Here is a 19,019-nt window from a genome sequence, read left to right as displayed (position 1 = left end):
TCACCGGGGGCAGCAGTCGGGACAGCTTTGAGACCAAGTATGATCTGGTCGAGAGTGTTCCGGTGGTCATAGCGAGAGGGAAACGCCCGGTCACATTCCGAACCCGGAAGCTAAGCCTCTCAGCGCCGATGGTACTGCAAGGGGGACCTTGTGGGAGAGTAGGACGCCGCCGGACTTAACGTAGAAGAACCAGGGAACCCCTGACCATTCGTGGTCAGGGGTTTTCTGCGTTTGCGGCCCGTCCACGGGGCAGGTGGGAGGGACAGGTGCCGCGGTAGGGTTGACGGGTCATGACTGCGCCTTTCACCACTGCCTCCGGCTCCGACATCCGCGTCCGCTTCTGCCCGAGCCCGACGGGGACCCCGCACGTGGGGCTCATCCGTACGGCGCTCTTCAACTGGGCGTACGCCCGCCACACCGGCGGCAAGCTCGTGTTCCGCATCGAGGACACCGACGCCGCCCGCGACAGCGAGGAGTCGTACGCGCAGATCCTCGATGCGCTGCGCTGGCTCCGGCTCGACTGGGACGAGGGGGTGGATGCCGGCGGCGAGCACGGACCGTACCGGCAGTCCGAGCGCACGGCGATCTACGACGACGTGATCGCGAAGCTCAAGGAGTCCGGCCACATCTACGAGTCCTTCGTCACGCCGGACGAGATGGAAGCCCGCAACAGGGCCGCCGGTCGTGACCCCAAGCAGGGCTACGACAACCACGAGCGTGACCTGACTGACGCCGAACGCCAGGCCTTCCGCGACGAGGGCCGCGAGCCGGCACTCCGGCTGCGGGTCCCCGACCGTGACCTGAGTTTCGACGACCTGGTGCGCGGCGAGATCACCTTCAAGCAGGGCACGTTCCCCGACTTCGTGGTGGTGCGCCCGAACGGCACGCCGCTGTACACGTTCACGAACCCGGTGGACGACGCCCTGATGGGCATCACCCACGTGCTCCGGGGCGAGGACCTGCTGTCGTCGACGCCGCGGCAGATCGCCCTGTACGAGGCACTGTACGAGATCGGCCTCGCGCCCTCCATCCCCGTGTTCGGGCACCTGCCGTACGTGATGGGGGAGGGCAACAAGAAGCTCTCGAAGCGTGACCCCGAGTCGAACCTGTTCCACCACCGTGCCGCCGGCATGATCCCGGAGGGGCTCGTCAACTACCTGGCGCTGCTCGGCTGGTCGATCGGTCCCGACCGCGACGTGTTCTCGATCGACGAGATGGTCGCGGCGTTCGACGTCACCGACGTGAACCCGAACCCGGCCCGCTTCGACCACAAGAAGGCCGAGGCGATCAACGGGGACCACATCCGTCTGCTGGCGCCGGAGGACTTCCGGTCGCGCCTGCTGCCGTACCTGTCGGAGTTCATCAGCGACCCCGCGACACCGGAGCAGCTCGAGGTCCTGACCAAGGCGGCTCCGCTCGTGCAGGAGCGCATGCAGCTGCTCGGCGAGGCACCGGCGATGCTCGGGTTCCTGTTCACCTCCGACGCCGACCTGGTGGTCGAGGACGACGCGCTGTCGTCGCTCAAGGGCGACACGGCGACGGTGCTCGAGGCGAGCATCGCCGCGCTCGAGGGCGTCCAGGACTGGACCACCGAGGCTGTCGAGGGCGCGCTCCGTGCGGCCCTCATCGACGAGCTCGGCCTGAAGCCCCGCGTCGCCTTCGGCCCGCTGCGCGTGGCGGTGTCCGGACGTCGGATCAGCCCGCCGCTGTTCGAGTCGATGGAGATCCTGGGCAAGGAGTCCACCCTGACGCGCCTCCGCGCCCTCGCGGCGCGCTGACCGACCGTGAGCAGCACGGAGCACGCCGTCCCGGTCGTGCACGACGTGGCGGTCATCGGCGCTGGTCCGGCCGGGCTGAGCGCTGCGCTCAACCTGGTCCGGGCGAAGCGCACCGTTCTGCTCGTCGACGCGAACCGCCCCCGGAACGCCGCGACGCTCCGGTCGCACGGGTTCCTGACGCGGGACGGCATCTCGCCGCTCGAGCTCCGGAAGCTCGGGCGGACCGAGGTCGAGGGGTACCCGGAAGCGACGGTCGTGCAGTCCGTCGTCGACCTGGTGACCCCGGACCCCGACACGGACACCTGGCGGGTGCACGGTTCGTGGCGCGGAACCGAACTCGACGCCCGAGCCCGGACGGTCGTCGTGGCGACGGGGTTGCGTGAGGAGTTCCCGGCACTGCCGATGCTCCGCGCGTTCTACGGCACCGCGGTGCACAGCTGCGTCGAGTGTGATGCGTACGACAAGGCCGGGCAGCCGCTCGCGTTCATCTGCGAGACCGACGACGTCGTCGACCGGGCGCTGCTCATCGCCTCGTGGACCGACGACCTGATCGTCTACACGAACGGGGTGGCGCCGCTCGACGACGCAGGCCGTGTTCGACTGGCGGCGGCGGGGGTCGTCGTGGACGAGCGGGTCGTCGCGGACCTCGAGGGCGATCGCTCCGGGATGACCGGCGTCCGGCTCGCCGACGGCCACGTCGAGCCGCGGACCGGTGGGTTCGTCCGACCGGTGTGGCACGCCGACCTCGACTGGCTGCGCACCAGCGCCACCACGAGTCCGGGCGCAACGAGCGGGAACACGGCCGCGAACGGCGACACGCCCGGAGCGCTCGAGGGGCTCCAGCGCGACACGCAGGGACTCCTCGTGGTGGACCGGGTGGGCCGGACATCCGTCCCGGGGCTCTACGCCGTGGGAGACGTCACGCCTCCCGGGCCGGAGCAGCTCATCGTCGCCGCCGGACACGGAGCCGCGACCGCCGCCGCCGTGCACCGAGACCTGGTGGGTGGTCTTGCGGACCTCCGGGATGCTGTACAGTAGTTGATCGTGCCCCGGGTGACCGGGCCAGAAGGCCGACAGGCCTTTTGGGGTATGGTGTAATTGGCAACACAGCGGTTTCTGGTACCGTCGTTCTTGGTTCGAGTCCAGGTACCCCAGCACTCGATGAACAGCCCCCGGGATCTCCCGGGGGCTGTTCTCGTTCCGGACCGTTCTCGTTCCGAGCGTCCTCATCGGGGATGCACGGCTCATCCACGGTCACGCCACGGCTGATCCGGAGGTTGCGCGGAACCGCACGATCCCGAGCCGGGGCGAGCCGCCGTGGGGAAGGCGCCCACGGCGGTGGTCCGGTCGTTCCGGAGCCGTACCGTCCGTGGCGGGCGCCGTCGCGCCTCCAGGCCGGTTGCGGTTCCCCGCACCGGGCTCTCGACTGCTCGCGGGCAGGGGGAGCGCGGACCTACGGTCGGAAGACCGTCGCGGGAGTCGTGACGGTCCGCTGCTGAGCACCCGAGGTGTCATCGTGACCTCCGTCGACCCGCTGACGACCGTCGATCCCTGGAACCACCCCGCAGCCGTGCCCGCGGCGGCCGACCACTCCGTGCTGGACCGCTGGGACCGCGTGGTGGCGCTCCGGGGCGACGCCGCCGCGCTCGCGGGCGACGGCCGCCCCTACACGTACACCGAAGCGGACCGGGCCTCGCGCGCGCTGGCCGCAGCACTGGCCGTGACGCTCCGACCCGACGACCACAGCGGCGCCGGCGTCGGCGACATCCCAGGCGGGGCGTCGAAGCCGGTCGGGCTGATGGCGGGGCAGTCGACCGAGGCCGTGATCGGCATCCTCGCGCTGGTGCGTGCCGGACGGACCGTGGTGGTGCTCGACGACCACCTGCCCGCAGCACGTCTGGCGCACGTGGCCAGGCTCGCCGGCGTCGACGAGATCGTGGCCGACACCGAGCGTGCGGCGCTGGCCGCTGCCGTCGTCGCGGAGCGGGACGGCCGGGTGCACGCACTCGGCGAACTGCTGGACGCGGGCGAACTGCTGGACGCGGGCGGTCCCGGCGCGGCCCCGTCGGCGGACACCGTCGGCGTGCGCCCGGGCGGTCGGGACCCCTTCGCCATCGTCTTCACCTCCGGCTCGACCGGCATGCCGAAGGGCGTCGTCCTGACGCACCGGCAGCAGATCGCCGATGCCGAGCAGGACGCGGTCGCGCTCGGCCTCGGCCCCGGCGACCGGCTCGGTGTCGTCCTGCCGCTGTCCTTCGCCGCCGGGCTCCTGTTCTCGTTCGACACGTTGCTCTGCGGCGGCACCATCGTGCTGCTCGAGCCGCGTGAACTCGGTGTCGAGCGGCTGCTCGGGCGGTTCCGGGACGACGACGTGAACGTGCTCGTCTGCACCCCGCACCTGCTGCGGTCGATCATCGGGTCGCAGAGCGCCCCCGGGTCGCACGGGACGGCCGCCGGGACCGCACCGGTGCTCGGCGGGCTGCGCTTCCTGATGACCACGGGCGAGTCCGTCACCGGCGCCGACCTCGCCGCGGCTCGACCCCACCTGGACCCGGACACGCTGCTCCTGAACGCCTTCGGCTCGAGCGAGACCGCGTGCGTCGCGTACTGCCCGGTGGCCCCGGGCGAGCCGGTGCCCGAGGGCGTCGTGCCCGCCGGGTGGCCGTTGCCCGGCAAGACGGTCCTCGTGCTCCGTGAGGACGGCAGCCCTGCCGACCCGGGGGAGACCGGCGAGCTCGTCGTGGTCTCCGACGCCCTGACCGCGGGCTACTGGGGCGCGCCGGAGAAGACCGCCGAACGGGCCGGACGCACCGGCGAAGCCGAGGCCGTCGCCGGCATCCCCGTCGGGACCCCGAGCTGGCGGCAGGGCGACCTGGCCCGCGTCGACCCCGACGGGCGGCTCGTGCTGCTCGGCCGATCAGACGACGCCGTGAAGGTCCGCGGCTACCTGGTCGAGCCGAGTGAGGTCGAGGCGGCCCTCCGCGCGGTCCCCGAGGTGCACGACGCGGTCGTGACGGCACAGGTCGACCCCGGTTCCGTCACCCGGCTCGTCGCCTACGTGGTCGGTCGCCCGGGGCACCGCACTCCGGCACCGGGCGCGCTCCGCCGGGCGCTCCGTGAGCGGCTGCCCGAGTACATGGTGCCGGCGTCGATCGTGCCGATGACCGAACTGCCGCGGAACGAGCGCGGCAAGGTCGACCGGGCCGAACTCCCGGGGGCGCCGAGCGTCGAGACCGAGATGGTCGAGGGTGAGTACGACCAGTGGGAGCTCGTCGTCGGGCAGATCTGGGCCGAGGTGCTCGGGCTCCGGGGCGTGCACCTGGACGAGGACTTCTCCGCGCTCGGCGGCGACTCGCTGTCCGCCGAGGAGATGCTCGCCGTCGTGCAGGACCGGCTCGGGGTCGACCTGCGCTCCTCGGACGTGCTCGAGCACCCGACGCTCCGCGCCTTCGCCCGACGGGTGCGGAGCGGGACGAGCGCGCTGCCGAGCCATCCCGACGTCGTGAAGGTGTCCGAGGCGCGCGAGGGCGGCCGTCCGCCGGTGTTCTGCTTCGCCGGTGGCGGTGCCCTGGCGCTGACGTTCCTGCCGCTCTCGCGGCACCTGCCCGCACACGACCTGTACGCGTTCCAGCAGCACGCCCTCGAGCGCCGTGGGATGCCGGACTGGAACATCGAGCGGAGCGCCCGCCGCTACCTCGCCCTGATGCGCATCGTGCAGCCCCGCGGCCCGTACCTGCTCGTCGGGCACTCGCTCGGCGGACTCGTCGCGCTCGAGATCGCCCGGCTCCTGACGGAGAGCGGCGAGCAGGTGGAGCACGTCGTCCTGCTCGACACCTACCTGCCCCGCACGAAGTCCGAACAGGCACGCCTGCACTTCGGCCGGATGGAGCCGCGCGACCAGCCGAACACCGCCGTCCGCGCCGTGCAGCGGGGGCTCGACCGCGCCGTCAGGCGGGTGCTGCCCGCGGGTGTGCCGTACGGAGCGCTGTTCGCCAAGCGGCTCCGTGCGTACACGGCCGGCGTGCTGCGGCACGGTGGGCAGAAGGACTTCGACGCGTTCTTCGACCAGGCCGAGATCGTCACCAGGCGCCACCACCCGACGCCGTTCCACGGGAGGGCCACCTACGTCCTCGCCGACGCCAACCCCGACGCCGCCGGGTGGTCCGCCCTGCTGCGCGGGCCCACCCAGATGGTGCGGATCGCGAGCGAGCACACGTCGCTGCTGCGGGAACCGCACGTCGCCGAGCTGGCGGTCGCGCTGCGGGCCGCCTTCGAGACGTCGGACGTGCCGCAGGTCTGAGACCGGCCCACGACCGGACGGGAGGCGCGGTGCCGGCTGGCACACCTCCCTCGCAGGCTCGGTCAGCGCGCCCCGCGCAACGCTTCGCGTTGCCGCTCTGCGGGGCGCGCCCGTCCGCTCGTCCTGCGTCCACCAGCCGCCGGCCGCCGCGCCGGAGGGCCGACCTGCACGAGGGTTGCGGGTTTCCGTATCCGCACCCGGGTGTCCGCAAGGGACCGCACCGCGCATTGACCCTCCCGCTGGCCACGGCGATGGTTGGAACCGCGGGGGAGAGTACCCACTCACCCGCGGCAAGCAGGCGGCGTCGTACCCGCGTCCCGCTGCTCGACCGACGACGGTCACCGTCGTCGATGCGTCAACCGAGGACGCGCCGCTCGTCTCGACGAGCCACCACCCGACAGCAACCCTGACCCGACAGGACCGCGCCATGCCCGCACGTACCGTTCGCCCTGCAGACCCGAGGGTCTCCGTCGTCATCCCGGCACGGAACGAGGCCCGCAATCTCGAGATCATCCTCCCGAAGCTCCCGCCCGTGTACGAGGTGATCCTGGTAGACGGCAACTCCGTCGACGACACCATCGCCGCCGCCCAGCGCGTGATGCCCGACATCCGCGTCGTGCACCAGACCCGCAAGGGCAAGGGCAACGCCCTGGCCTGCGGTTTCGAGGCCGTCACCGGCGACATCGTCGTCATGTTCGACGCCGACTGCTCCGCGGACCCCGACGAGATCCCGCGGTTCGTCCAGGCGCTCGTCGACGGCGCCGACGTCGCGAAGGGCACCCGGTACTCGCTCGGTGGTGGCAGCGACGACATCACGATCGTCCGGAACATGGGCAACCGCGGCCTGAACATGCTCTGCAACATCATCCTCGGCACCCGCTACAGCGACCTCTGCTACGGCTACAACGCCTTCTGGGCGGACGTCCTGCCGGAGATCGGTCTGCTGTCGTCCGAGCTGCCGAAGCCGGCCGACGGTTCGATGCTGTGGGGCGACGGGTTCGAGATCGAGACCGTCCTGACCTGCCGCTGGTCGGCCGCCGAGCTCGCGATCACCGAGGTGCCGAGCCACGAGAAGCTCCGGGTGCACGGTTCCAGCAACCTCAACGCCGTGACCGACGGCATCCGCGTGCTGAAGTCGATCATGCACGAGCGTCGTCGCGCCGCCATCGGCCGTGCCGAGGTCCGTCGCGCCGCGATGAGCGTCGTGCCGCCGGCCGAGCAGCTCGCCGCGCCGGCTGCTGCTCCTGTCGCTGCTGCGCCCGCCGCCGCGACGCCGGTCGCTGCGTCCGTCGCGACCCCGGTCGCTGCGTCCGCCGTTGCCGGGGCGTCCGTCGTCGCGTCCGTCGTCGCCCTCGAGGAGGACGTCGCGTGACGACCGTCGCGGTCGTCATCTGCGCCTACACCCAGCAGCGCTGGGGTGACCTGCAGGACAGCGTCGAGTCGGCCAAGCGCCAGCCCGAGGGCCCCGAGGTCGTCGTCGTCATCGACCACGAGCCCGAACTCCTGGCCCGCGCCGCCGCGCGCTGGCCGGAACTCCGGGTCGTCCCGAACACCGAGGACCGCGGACTCTCCGGGGCCCGCAACACCGGTGTCGCCCTGACCGACGCCGACGTCGTCGCGTTCCTGGACGACGACGCCACCGCGGACCCCGACTGGCTCGGGCACATGCTCACCGCGCTCGAGGACCCTGACGTCGTCGGTGTCGGCGGTCGTGCCACGCCGTCCTGGCCGACCGCGACCGGCCCCGGCCCGTACGCCGACGAACTGCTCTGGATCGTCGGGTGCTCGTACCGCGGGCTGCCCGAGACCCCGGGCGACGTCCGCAACGTCATCGGGTCGAGCATGGCGTTCCGCCGCGACGCGATCCTGCTCGCCGGCGGTTTCCGCTCCGGCATCGGCCGCGTCGGCAACCAGCCGCTCGGCTGCGAGGAGACCGAACTCTGCATCCGCATCGCCCAGGCCCGTCCCGGCGCGCGGATCCGGCACGAACCGCGCTCGAACGTCTCGCACCGGGTCTCCCCGGACCGTGTGACGATGCGCTACCTGCGCCGCCGCAGCTACTACGAGGGCATCTCGAAGGCCGTGCTGAGCCGTCGGGTCGGCACCGGTGACTCGCTCGCCAGCGAGTCGACCTACCTGACCCGCGTGATCCCGGGCGCCGTGCTGCGCGAACTGCGTCACGTCGGTCGTGGCGGAGGCCTGCGGGCGTACGCCATCGCGCTCTCCGTCGTCTCGACGGTCGCCGGCTACGCCGTGGGCCGGGTCCTCGGCACCGTCGTCGTGCGGACCCCGCCCGCACCCGCCCCGCTCCCGCAGCCGGTGGGCACACCGTGACCCGCGCGACCCTGGCGATGGTCCTCTCGCCGGTCGTGACCGGGCCGCTCGTCCCCACCTGGGACGGCGCGCTCTGGGTCGGCGAGGTCGACCGTGCCGACGTGCACGCGTCGAGCCACCGGGACGTCATCGCCCTGCAGGGATCGGCCGGGTACGGACGTGCACGACTGCTCGTCCGCGACCACGGCGAGCCGCTCGGCTTCGTCGAGGCCGAGATCACCGAACGCCGCCGCATCGGCGGCACCATCGACGTCCGTGCGCTGCAGCGCGCGATCCGGCCCATGCCGGCACCCGAGCGTCGGCCGGCAGCAGGTCTGGTGCTGCCCTCCGTCACCGTGGTGCTCTGCACGGACGGCGCCGCCGGCACGACCATGCGGTCGGTGCTCGCGAACGGACACCCCGACTTCGACGTCGTCGTCGTCTCGCACGGCGCCGACGACGGCGGTGTGGCGACCGTCGACATCGGCGGACGCCGCGTCACCACCATCCCCGCGCCCGACGGCGGCCTCGCCGCCGCGCGGAACGCCGGCCTGCTCGTCGCGACCGGCGACGTCGTCGCGTTCGTGGACGAGGGCGCCGTCGTGGACGGCGGCTGGATCGCCGCGATCGCCCGTGCCTTCGCGGCCGACCCGGACGTGGCCTGCGTCACCGGGCTCGTGCCGAGTGCCGAGCTCCGGACGCCGGCGCAGCGCTGGCACGACGACCGCACCCCCGGCGGGCGGACCGTCCGCCGCCGGGTGTTCCGGCTCGACGACCCGGTCGACGACCTCCCGCTGCACCCCTTCGCCGCCTCGGCCTACGGCACCGGCGCGAACCTCGCCGTGCACCGCGCGACCGCGCTCCGGATCGGTGGGTTCGACACCGCCTTCGGCCCCGGCACCCGCGTCGGCGGCGGCGACGACCTCGACCTCTTCACACGACTGCTGTTCGCCGGATCCGCGATCGCCGTCGAACCGGCCGCGATCGCGTGGCAGCGATCGGCGGACGACGTCGCGTCGCTCCGCGCCGCCGCTGCCGCGCACGGCCACGGACTCGGAGCCTGGATGACCAAGAACGCACTCGACCGCGACACGCTGACCGCCTCGGTGGACGCGGCACCGGAGGCCATCAGCGCCTTCGCGCGCCTCGGCCTCGAGCAGGGCGACGACGCTGCCGACGCTGCTCCGGCGAACGGCCACGGGACGGGCTCCGCGCGCGACGCGGACACCGTCGACGCCGTCGACGCGGAGTTCGCGGCGACGAAGCGTCGGTTGCGTCGCGTCGAGCGGCGATCCGTGCTCACCGCTCCGGTCCTGGCGCTCCGGGAACGCATGGGCGGCGCGGGAACGATCGACCGCACGGCGCACGGCCGCCACGAGCTGCAGCGCGGCCTCGACACCGCGGGGCCGGCGCGACCGACCCCCGGTGGCGCGATGGGGCCGGCGGCGCGACTCGGTGCCGCCGCGATCGTCGTGCTGACGCTCGTGCTGGCCGCCGTCGGCAGCGTCGTCGAGCTGCCCACCCTGCGGGCGAGCGCCGTCGCGGTCTTCCTGTTCGCCCTGCTCGGGGTCGCCCCGATGCTGCTCGTCCGCCCGATGTCCCTCGCACGGTTCGCCGTCCTCGCCGTCACCGGGTCGCTCGTCGGCACGATCGGCATCGGGTACACCATGGCGACCTTCCACATCTGGGCGCCGACGGTCCCCTTCGTCGGTGTCGTCGTGCTCACCGCTGCGGCGCTCGCCGTCTCGGTACCCCGTGACGTGGCGGAGCTCCGTCGCGCCGGACTCGAGCACCGTGCGACCGCACGGCCCCGGTGGAGCGCGACCGCCACTGTGACGGCGCTCTCGCTCGGCGGGCTCGTCGTCGTGGTCGTCGCCGCGCTCACCCACATGGGCGACCCGGTGCCGGCCGGCCTGTTCGGCTCGCTCGGCCCCGGCCTGGTCGTCGGCCTCGCGCTCGTCGTCGTCGCCGCGGTCATCGCCCTGGTGCGCGGCCGCGGGCTCGCCGTGCCCGTCGTCGTGCTCGGCGGTGTCGTGCAGCTCGCCCAAGCGATGACGTACGGCGTGCCGACCGTCACCGCCGCGGCCCGGCACATCGGTGTCGTCGAGTACATCCGCCAGTTCGGTGGGACCAACCCGTCGGCCGACATCTTCCAGACCTGGTCCGGCCTGTTCGCCGGCGCTGCCTGGGTCGCCGACGTCGGGGGCATCGTCAACACGATCCTCATCGCCGCCTGGGTGCCGGTCCTGCTCGCGTTCAGCACGACCATCGCGGTCGGGGTCCTGGCGGCGCACTGGCTGCCCGGTGCCCGTCGGCCGTGGATCGCAGCGCTGCTGACCGCGATGACCGGTTCGCTCAACACCACGTACTTCTCGCCGCAGTCGACCGGCATCCTGATGTCGATCGTGATCCTCGTGCTCGCCACCGGACCGCTGCGCGACGCCGCTGTCACCACCGCCGACGGCTCCGTCGCCGCCAAGCCGCGGGCACGGCGGGTGGGGCTCTCGCGGATCATCGCGATCACCGTCATCGGCGTCGTGCTCGCCGTGACGCACCAGATCTCGCCGTACCTGACGGTCGCCGCACTCGTCACGCTCATCGTCTTCCGGATGCTCCGCCCCTGGTGGCTGCCCGTCGTCGTGCTCGTGCCGGCGGTGGTCTTCGCCGCGCTGAACGGTGACATCCTCGGACGGTTCCTGTCGCTCGCGGCGGTCGGACGCGTGCTCGACAACGTGCAGCCGCCCGCGCACGACATGACCGTCCTGCCGAAGCCGCTCGTCACGCGCCTGGCGTTCGACATCCCGGCAGCCGCGCTCGTGGTGCTCGGGCTCATCGCCCTGGTGACCGTGCTGATGCGGCGCGACCGGACGCACTGGGCGCTCCTCGCCACCGCTGCGAGCCCGATCTCGCTGCTCGTCGCCACGAACTACGGCCAGGAGGGCGTCTTCCGCGTCGTGCTCTTCGCGACGCCGTGGATCGCGATCCTGGCGGCGGCGCTCCCGATGCCCGCCGGTCGGTTCGCCCCGGTCGGTGCGTTCCTGCAGCGGGGGATGCGTCCGTCCGCCGTGCGGTTCGCGGTCGCCGGAGCAGCGGTGGCGGCGCTCGTCGCGATCGGTGCGTTCGGGCAGACCTCGCTCGACTGGAACCGCGTCATGACCCGGAGTCAGTCCGCGGCGACGCAGTACTACGACCGCACGGCACCCGCGGGCTCCGTGATGCTGCTCACCGGTTCGGCCAACGCCGTCCCGAGCAACACCGGCGCACGGTACTTCGACGTGGGCTACCTGTCCCGCGAAGCACTCGGCCCGTACCCCGACCCGACCGGTGGCTACGACGCCGAGGCCGACCTGTCGAACGTGACGCGGGAGCTGGTCGTGAACTGGTCGGCAACCGGCTACTACGCCCTGGTCGCGGAGCCCTTCGGCGCCTACGACGAGCGGTACGGCTACCAGAGCGACGCCGACTACCAGGAGCTCGCCGCCGCCATGGCGTCCTCGCCCTACTGGAAGCGGGTCTGGTCGTCGGGGACGACCGCGATGTACGAACTGACGACGGAGGGCCTGCGCCATGCAACCGACTGAACCGACCTCCGACAGACCGCGACGGACGCGACGGGCCACCGTCGCGTCCGTCGCGGGCGTGGTCGCCACGGTGCTCGCCGTGCTGGTCGCGCCGAACCTCGCGGTCCAGCCCGCCGTGGCCGCGGCCGCGGACTGCAGCGCCGGGCGGGTGCTCAACGTCGTCGCCCACCCCGACGACGACCTGCTCTTCCAGGGCACCGACCTGCGGAAGGACATCGACGCGGGGCGCTGCGTCCGCTCGGTGATCGTCACCGCCGGTGACGCCGGAAAGCCCGACTGGTACTGGCAGGAACGCCAGGTCGGGCTGATGGCCGCCTACGCGAGCATGGCCGGCGTCGACCCGGCATCGACGACCGGCTCCACGACGGTCGCCGGACGGACCCTGCTCACCGAGACCCTGACGGCCGACCCCCGGATCAGCCTGGTCTTCATGGACCTGCCGGACGGCAACGTCGAGGGGAACGGCTTCTGGGCGAACGGGTACGAGAGCCTCCAGCGCCTGTACACGGGCGACATGGACACGCTGCACACCGTCGCCGACGCCCCGCACAGCGCCACGTACACGCTCGCGCAGCTCCGGGCGACGCTGCAGGGGATCGTGCAGGACTTCGCACCGACGGACATCCACACCCTCGACCACGAGGGCGAGTACGGCGACGGGGACCACAGCGACCACCACACGGTCGCCTACCTGACCGACCAGGTGCAGCGGCAGTACACCGGCGCGCACGGATTCACCGGGTACATGGGGTACCCGATCGCCGACCGTCCGGCGAACCTGACGACAGCACAGACCCAGGCGAAGGCCGACGCGTTCTTCACCTACGCCGCCCACGACGGTGAGACCTGCGCGTCGTACCAGGCCTGCTCGGCGCGACCGGAGACCTCGTGGCTCAGCCGGCAGTACACCGCCGGCTCGCCGGTGCCGACGAACCCCACCGACCCCACGGACCCGACCCCCACCCACACGGACGTGACGGGTTCGGCGTCGGTGACGGCGAGTGCGGAGAACCCGGCTGACGGTCAGACGGCCGTGAAGGCGGTCGACGGTGTGGTGAGCGGGTACCCGGATGCGCCGACGGCGGAGTGGGTCGCGCCGTCTGGTCGTGCGGGGACGTGGATCCAGCTCGGGTGGGCGAAGGCGACGGCGTTGGACGCGGTCGACCTCGCTGATCGGCCGAACACGGTGGACCAGGTGCTGGGCGGGACGTTGACGTTCTCGGACGGCTCGAGTGTGCAGGTGCCGGCGTTGAGCAACGGTGGTGCGGTGCAGCGGATCACGTTCGCGGCGCGCAGTGTCACGTGGGTGCGGTTCACGGTGACCTCGGTCAGTGGCGGGACGCAGAACGTGGGTCTCGCCGAGATCCGCGCACTGGCCCCGGCCGACACGACGCCGACACCGACCCCGACGCGGACGGACGTGACGGGTTCGGCGTCGGTGACGGCGAGTGCGGAGAACCCGGCTGACGGTCAGACGGCCGTGAAGGCGGTCGACGGTGTGGTGAGCGGGTACCCGGATGCGCCGACGGCGGAGTGGGTCGCGCCGTCTGGTCGTGCGGGGACGTGGATCCAGCTCGGGTGGGCGAAGGCGACGGCGTTGGACGCGGTCGACCTCGCTGATCGGCCGAACACGGTGGACCAGGTGCTGGGCGGGACGTTGACGTTCTCGGACGGCTCGAGTGTGCAGGTGCCGGCGTTGAGCAACGGTGGTGCGGTGCAGCGGATCACGTTCGCGGCGCGCAGTGTCACGTGGGTGCGGTTCACGGTGACCTCGGTCAGTGGCGGGACGCAGAACGTGGGTCTCGCCGAGATCCGCGCACTCTCGCCGGCGAGCAGCAGCGGCGGCACGACGCCGACGCCGACGCCGACCCCGACGCCCACGCCGACCCCGACGCCGACGCCGACGCCGACCCCGACGCCGACCCCCACGCCCACGCCCGCTCCGGGCCTGCGGGACGTCACCGGCTCGGCCACCCCGACGGCGATCGCCGACAACCCGGCCGACGGCCAGACCGTCGCGAAGGCCGTCGACGGCGTGGTGTCCGGCCACCCGGTCGACCACACCGCCGAGTGGGCCGTCCCCTGGGGACGGACCGGCATCTGGATCCAGCTCGACTGGGCCGCCCCCGTCGCGCTCCAGCGCATCGTCCTGCACGACCGTCCGAACAGCGACGACCAGATCACGAGCGGCACGCTGACGTTCTCGGACGGCAGCCAGGTCGCCGTGGGTGAGCTCCCGAACGACGGCAGTGCCCGGACGGTGGACTTCACCGCCCGGAACGTCACCTGGGTGCGGTTCACCACCACCGGGGTGTCGAACAGCACGATCAACGTCGGTCTCTCGGAGGTCCGCGCATGGGCAGCTGGATGACCCCGGACGAAGACGGCCCCCGCCCCGTCGCCGAGCAGTCGGCCGCCGCGCACGGCGCAGCACCCGCGCACGGCCTCGGCGCCTCCCGCCACCGCACCCCACTCCGGACGCGAGGACGACGGGTCGCGATCGTGGCCGCGGCCCTGGTGGTCGCCGTCGGCGCCGTCGCCGCGGCGACCACCGGCACGACGTCCGTCGGCCCCGGCCCCAGCGGGGTCGCGATGCCGACCGGCGACGGGGACGGCTGGAAGCGGGTGTTCTCCGAGGACTTCGACGACACCACCCCGTCCGGCGGGTTCGAGGCGGCCTACGACGACCGGTTCACCGTCTACCACGGCTTCGCGGACACCGCGGGGACCGGCCGGTACCAGGCGTCCACGCTGAGCGCCCACGACGGGATGCTCGACATGCACCTGCGCACGACGAAGGCGGGCACCCCGCTCGCCGGCGGTGTCGTCCCGCTCGTCGACGGACGATGGGGTGGTCAGACCTCCGGGCGCTACAGCATCCGGATGAAGAGCGACGAGGTCGACGGGTACGGGGTGGCGGTGCTGCTCTGGAGCGACGAGAACGTCTGGGCGCACGGCGAGATCGACTTCCCCGAGGGTGCGCTCGGTGCGCCCGCCTGGCTGAACGTGCACTGCCTGGTCGACCCGGCCGAGAAGTGCGTCCACCACGAGACCGACGCGTCGCTGGCCGACTGGCACACGTACACGATCGAGTGGACGCCCTCGCGGATGTCGTTCCTGGTCGACGACGAGGTCGTCGGGAGCACCACGCAGGACATCCCCGTGGAACGCATGCACCTGGTCGTGCAGACGGGATCCCTCGAGGGCCTGCCGCCCCGGGACGCCGCCGGGTCGTTGCTGGTCGACTGGATGACGATCGACGTACCCGCCGACGGCGAGAGCCCCCGGGCCACGCTGCCGTCCACGGGACCCGCCGCCGGCTGACGGCGGCGGGCCCGGCCCGGTCAGCGCCGGGCGTGTGCCAGCAGGGCCAGCAGCAGCGCTCGCACGTGCGGCTCGCGCCCGTAGCGGTCACGGACCCACGCGCGGCACCGTGCGGCGAGGGACGGGTCGAGCTCGGCTTCGTCGAGGGTGTCGAGCAGCTTCTCCGCCAGTGCGTCGGGGTCGGCCGGGTCGACGGTGTACCGCGCCCAGTCGCCCGACAGGATCTCCCCGGTGCCGCCCGATGCGGCGGCGACGACCGGACGGCCGGCGGACATCGCCTCGACCACGACCCGCCCGAAGCCCTCGGGCTCGAGGGACGGCGCCACCACGACGTCGGCGGCGTGCAGGAGCGGGACGACGTCGTCCCGCTCGGGGAGCACGAGCACGGAACCGGCGGGGAGCGCGTCGATCGCGGAGTGCACGGCGTCGGCCTCTTCCGGGTAGAGCGCACCGGCCAGCACGAGGAGCGGCGCGGGCGCCGCGTGACCGGCCACGGGGGGAGTGGTGACCGGCACGCGTGCCGCGGCCGCCGTGCGGACGCGACCCCATGCCTCCAGGAGGGCGAGCACGCCCTTCGACCGGGTGAGCCGACCGTAGTACAGCACCGTCGGGGTGTCCTCGGGGATGCCGAGTGCCGCGCGGGCGTCGAGCACCGATGCCGGGGTGGCGGCCGGGAACGCGTCGGTGTCGACACCGTTCGGCACGATCGTGATGCGGTCCGTCGGCACGCCGGACTCCGCCCAGGCGCGCGCCATCGCGTGCGAGACGGCGAAGTAGCGGGTGCGGCCGCCGGCGATCGGTCCGAGCCGCCGGTAGTTCGGCGCGTGGTGCAGGTGCACCGCGAGCGGGACGCCGGAGACCAACGACGCGACCCGGCCGAACGGCAGGTACTCGGGCCGGTTCAACCAGAGGACGTCGAGGTGCGATCGTCGGATCCGCAGCCCCTCGCGGGCGAAGCGCCAGGCGTCACGGAGCGCGGTCGTGATCCCGAACCGGTAGTCGGTGGCCTCCACCAGCGTCACGCCCATCGCCTCGTAGGGCGGTGGGCCCTCGGCGGCGCGCGGGGACTGGGCGTTCCGGTGCCAGACCTCGACCTCGTGGCCGGCGGCGACGAGCTCGCGGGTGTCCTCGAGCACACAGCGTTCGAGTCCGCCGGTGATGGCGAGTCCGGTCACCAGGACGCCGACGCGGAGTCGGCGGGTGCCGTCGTGTGCAGTCTGTCGCGGTCTCACGAGACACCACCCCTTGCGGTCTTCAGTCGGCGGAGGAACCAGGGGAGGCAGGCGACCACCCCGGCGATGCGGATCCAGTTCCAGAGGACGTCCTGCGGCAGGAGCAGGGACGCGGCGGCCACGACGAGCGCGGCGAGGGTCGTCAGGACGATCCGGGGCCCCGGTCCACGCCACTCACGGCGGTCGGGCAGGGCCAGCAGCTGCATGGCGGCGAGGATCGCGTAGGCGACGACGGTGGCCAGGCCCGCGCCGGCGATGCCGAGCACGGGCACGAGCACGAGGTTCGCGCCGATGTTCACGGCGCCGGCGATCGCGGCGATCACCCCGACGGCGACACCGCGGCGTTCGACCAGGAGCAGGCGTCCGGTCGCACCGCTGGCGACGACGGGGAACGCGGTGATCGCGACGACGAAGACGACGACCGAGAGCTCCTGCACGCGGTACGACGCCGGGGCGAGGATCGGCAGCGCGACCGGTGACACGAGGGTCACGGCGAGCAGGACCGGTCCGAGCATCTTGTACAGCTCGTCGCGGGAGTGCATCGCGAGCTGCCGGCGGGCGACCGGGTCGCGGAGGGCGGCGAAGTGCGGCGCCCACGCCTGGTTGGTGAAGGTCAGGAGCAGGATGACGGCCGAGCCGACGACGTAGGCGATCTGGTAGCGGGCCACCTCGTCCGGGCCGAGCAGTCGCTGGACGACGATCCGGTCGCCGGCGTTCAGCACGAAGTACGACAGGTTGCCGAGGGCGATCGGTACGCCGAGGCGGAACGCCCGGGCCGTGGTCTTGCGGTCGAACAGGCCGGCGAGACGCGGGCGGGTCGCCGCGATGCCGATGACCATCGCCACGCCCTGGGCGACGACGCCGCCCCACGCGTAGGTGGTCGCGTCGGCCTGCACCCAGGTGAGGAGCCCGAGGCCGATGACCGAGCCACCGATCGAGGACAGCAGGCTCGTCACCGCGAAGACCCGGATGCGGTCCTGGGCGACGAGCAGCGCGAGGGAGATCTGCACGATGGCGGCCGGGCCGGTCCAGAGCACCGCGACGAGGAGCAGCGGGTGGTTGCCGACGAAGCCGGCGGCGTCCGCCCAGACCGGGATCGTGGTGAGCGCCGCGACGGTGACGACGATCGCGGTGACCATGCCGACGGCGAGCAGGCCGCGCGCCCGGCGGTCGTCGCCGTCCTCGGCCCGCTGCAGCACCGACGCCTGGTCGATGCCGAGCACGGCCAGCACGACGAGCGCCTGGTACAGGGCGATGGCCGAGGCGAGGACGCCGAACTCGGCCGGCGGCATGAGGTGGGCGAGCACCGGGGAGATGAGCGACGAGACGACGAGCTGCATCGACCAGACGACGACGTACAGCAGGCCGCGGCCGAACAGGACGGAGGCGCCCTTCCGCACCGCGACCGACCCGGTGTCGAGCGACTCGGGCACGGGTGCGATGGGCTCCGCGGCGAGGGGCACGGGCACCTCGGCCTCGCGCGCTGCGCGGGCCTCGCGGCGGGTCTGCGGGGGGAAGCTCACGGCGCGACCACCGCTGTCGCATCCTGCCGTGCCGACGCCGACGCCGTCGCCGCGCCCGCGCCCTGGCGCAGCCCGAAGGCCGCGTCCACGACGTCGAGCAGGTCACCGCTCCGGTCGGTCGAGAACTTCCGTGCGAACAGGTGGTGCACCTCGACGTCCGCGTCGGTCCGACGCTCGAGCAGCTGCCCCGCGTCGGCGACGGTCAACCACGGCGGGCTCTTCCGCGCGGTGCCGTCCCACCCGATCCACCAGAGCGGCTGGGAGACGTGCTCGTCGGCGAACCCCGGCGTCAGCGACGGCGAGTTGAGCACCGACGGTACGAAGGTCTCGTCGGCGACCCAGGTGCGCTGCCAGAACCGGACGAGGTCGGGGCGCTGGTCGACGGTGTCCACGACGGCGGCGGCGTGCCGGCGGGCGAGGACCTTGAGCTGCGAGCCACCGGCGAAGGAGACGTTCGCCGGCACGCGGCGGGGGACCGGCAGCCGGAGCATGTGCTTCCGCCACGCCCAGTGCCGGAACCGGATGCGGGAGATGCCGCCGTCACGGCCCCACGGTGCGAACGGCAGCGGGTTGACCGAGATGAACGACTCCTCGCGGTGCGCCTCGAGCAGGGCCGTGATCTCGGCGGGGTTCGCGAGCGGGTAGTCGCTGCCGGTCAGCACAGCCACGTGCGAGGCGTCGGTCTCGGCCAGGGCGGCCCGGTAGCCGGACACCTCGGCGGCGACGTTCTCCCAGCGCGCCCAGCCGGTCCGGATGCGGGGGAGGATCCGGACACGATCCGGCAGTCCGTCGGTCATGGCGCGGAACACCGTCTCGGGGGTGCGCGCGTCGCAGTGCAGGAACACCGGGAACGGGTCGAGCGCCTCGACGAGTCGGCGCACGTGTGCCGGGTCCTCGTGGGCGAGGACGATGCACGCGGGGACCGCGGGGGAGATGGCCATGGACGCGACGCTAACCGCGCCGTTCCG

General features: G+C 72.8%; 11 protein-coding genes, 1 tRNA gene and 1 rRNA gene. 10 read left to right on the top strand and 3 right to left on the bottom strand.

What is annotated here, in order from left to right; genetic code table 11:
• Positions 1-58: 58 nt before the first annotated feature.
• The 10 genes from rrf (at position 59) to FFG40_RS13975 (ending at position 15,296) form a co-directional block, all read left to right on the top strand.
• Positions 59-175: ribosomal RNA gene (gene rrf, locus FFG40_RS14020) — 5S ribosomal RNA — on the top strand.
• Positions 176-290: 115 nt separating this feature from the next.
• Positions 291-1,778, top strand: coding sequence for a glutamate--tRNA ligase (gene gltX, locus FFG40_RS14015; protein WP_138803700.1), 1,488 nt, complete (start codon positions 291-293; stop codon positions 1,776-1,778).
• 6 nt (positions 1,779-1,784) lie between these two features.
• Complete coding sequence (locus FFG40_RS14010; protein WP_138803699.1) at positions 1,785-2,816, top strand: NAD(P)/FAD-dependent oxidoreductase; 1,032 nt, start codon at positions 1,785-1,787, stop codon at positions 2,814-2,816.
• A 45-nt stretch (positions 2,817-2,861) separates the two neighbouring features.
• Positions 2,862-2,933 (top strand) — tRNA-Gln (locus FFG40_RS14005).
• Between the two features lie 361 nt (positions 2,934-3,294).
• Entirely contained in the window at positions 3,295-6,078 is a 2,784-nt protein-coding gene (locus FFG40_RS14000; protein WP_138803698.1) for an AMP-binding protein, read from the top strand.
• A gap of 427 nt (positions 6,079-6,505) precedes the next feature.
• The gene (locus tag FFG40_RS13995) at positions 6,506-7,450 is read left to right on the top strand and encodes a glycosyltransferase family 2 protein (protein ID WP_260678884.1); all 945 of its coding nucleotides are present in this window, start codon (positions 6,506-6,508) and stop codon (positions 7,448-7,450) included.
• A complete protein-coding gene (locus FFG40_RS13990) occupies positions 7,447-8,412 on the top strand; it encodes a glycosyltransferase family 2 protein (protein ID WP_071246821.1) in 966 nt (321 codons plus the stop codon). The genes FFG40_RS13995 and FFG40_RS13990 overlap by 4 nt, the downstream gene beginning before the upstream one ends.
• Positions 8,409-11,972 carry a glycosyltransferase gene (locus FFG40_RS13985; RefSeq protein WP_138803697.1) on the top strand — a complete coding sequence of 1,188 codons (3,564 nt, stop codon included), beginning with the start codon at positions 8,409-8,411 and terminating at the stop codon, positions 11,970-11,972. Before FFG40_RS13990 ends, FFG40_RS13985 begins: the two co-directional genes overlap by 4 nt.
• A gap of 58 nt (positions 11,973-12,030) precedes the next feature.
• On the top strand, positions 12,031-14,343 hold the full coding sequence (locus tag FFG40_RS13980; protein WP_185974191.1) for a PIG-L family deacetylase: 2,313 nt from the start codon (positions 12,031-12,033) through the stop codon (positions 14,341-14,343).
• The gene (locus tag FFG40_RS13975; RefSeq protein WP_111056285.1) at positions 14,328-15,296 is read left to right on the top strand and encodes a glycoside hydrolase family 16 protein; all 969 of its coding nucleotides are present in this window, start codon (positions 14,328-14,330) and stop codon (positions 15,294-15,296) included. Before FFG40_RS13980 ends, FFG40_RS13975 begins: the two co-directional genes overlap by 16 nt.
• 20 nt (positions 15,297-15,316) lie before the next feature.
• On the opposite strand, the gene FFG40_RS13970 is transcribed toward FFG40_RS13975, so the two are convergent.
• The 3 genes from FFG40_RS13970 to FFG40_RS13960 are packed head-to-tail and all read right to left on the bottom strand — an operon-like array spanning position 15,317 to position 18,992.
• Positions 15,317-16,528: a glycosyltransferase family 4 protein gene (locus FFG40_RS13970; protein WP_185974190.1), complete on the bottom strand. Its 1,212-nt coding sequence runs from the start codon at positions 16,526-16,528 to the stop codon at positions 15,317-15,319.
• Entirely contained in the window at positions 16,525-18,051 is a 1,527-nt protein-coding gene (locus FFG40_RS13965; RefSeq protein ID WP_138803694.1) for a lipopolysaccharide biosynthesis protein, read from the bottom strand. The genes FFG40_RS13970 and FFG40_RS13965 overlap by 4 nt, the downstream gene beginning before the upstream one ends.
• A complete protein-coding gene (locus FFG40_RS13960; protein WP_138803693.1) occupies positions 18,048-18,992 on the bottom strand; it encodes a beta-1,6-N-acetylglucosaminyltransferase in 945 nt (314 codons plus the stop codon). Before FFG40_RS13960 ends, FFG40_RS13965 begins: the two co-directional genes overlap by 4 nt.
• Positions 18,993-19,019 lie beyond the last annotated feature (27 nt).

Origin of the sequence: Curtobacterium sp. KBS0715 (assembly GCF_005938005.2) — a bacterium.
Classification (GTDB): domain Bacteria; phylum Actinomycetota; class Actinomycetes; order Actinomycetales; family Microbacteriaceae; genus Curtobacterium; species Curtobacterium flaccumfaciens.
This window is presented reverse-complemented; position numbering and strand designations above follow the sequence as displayed.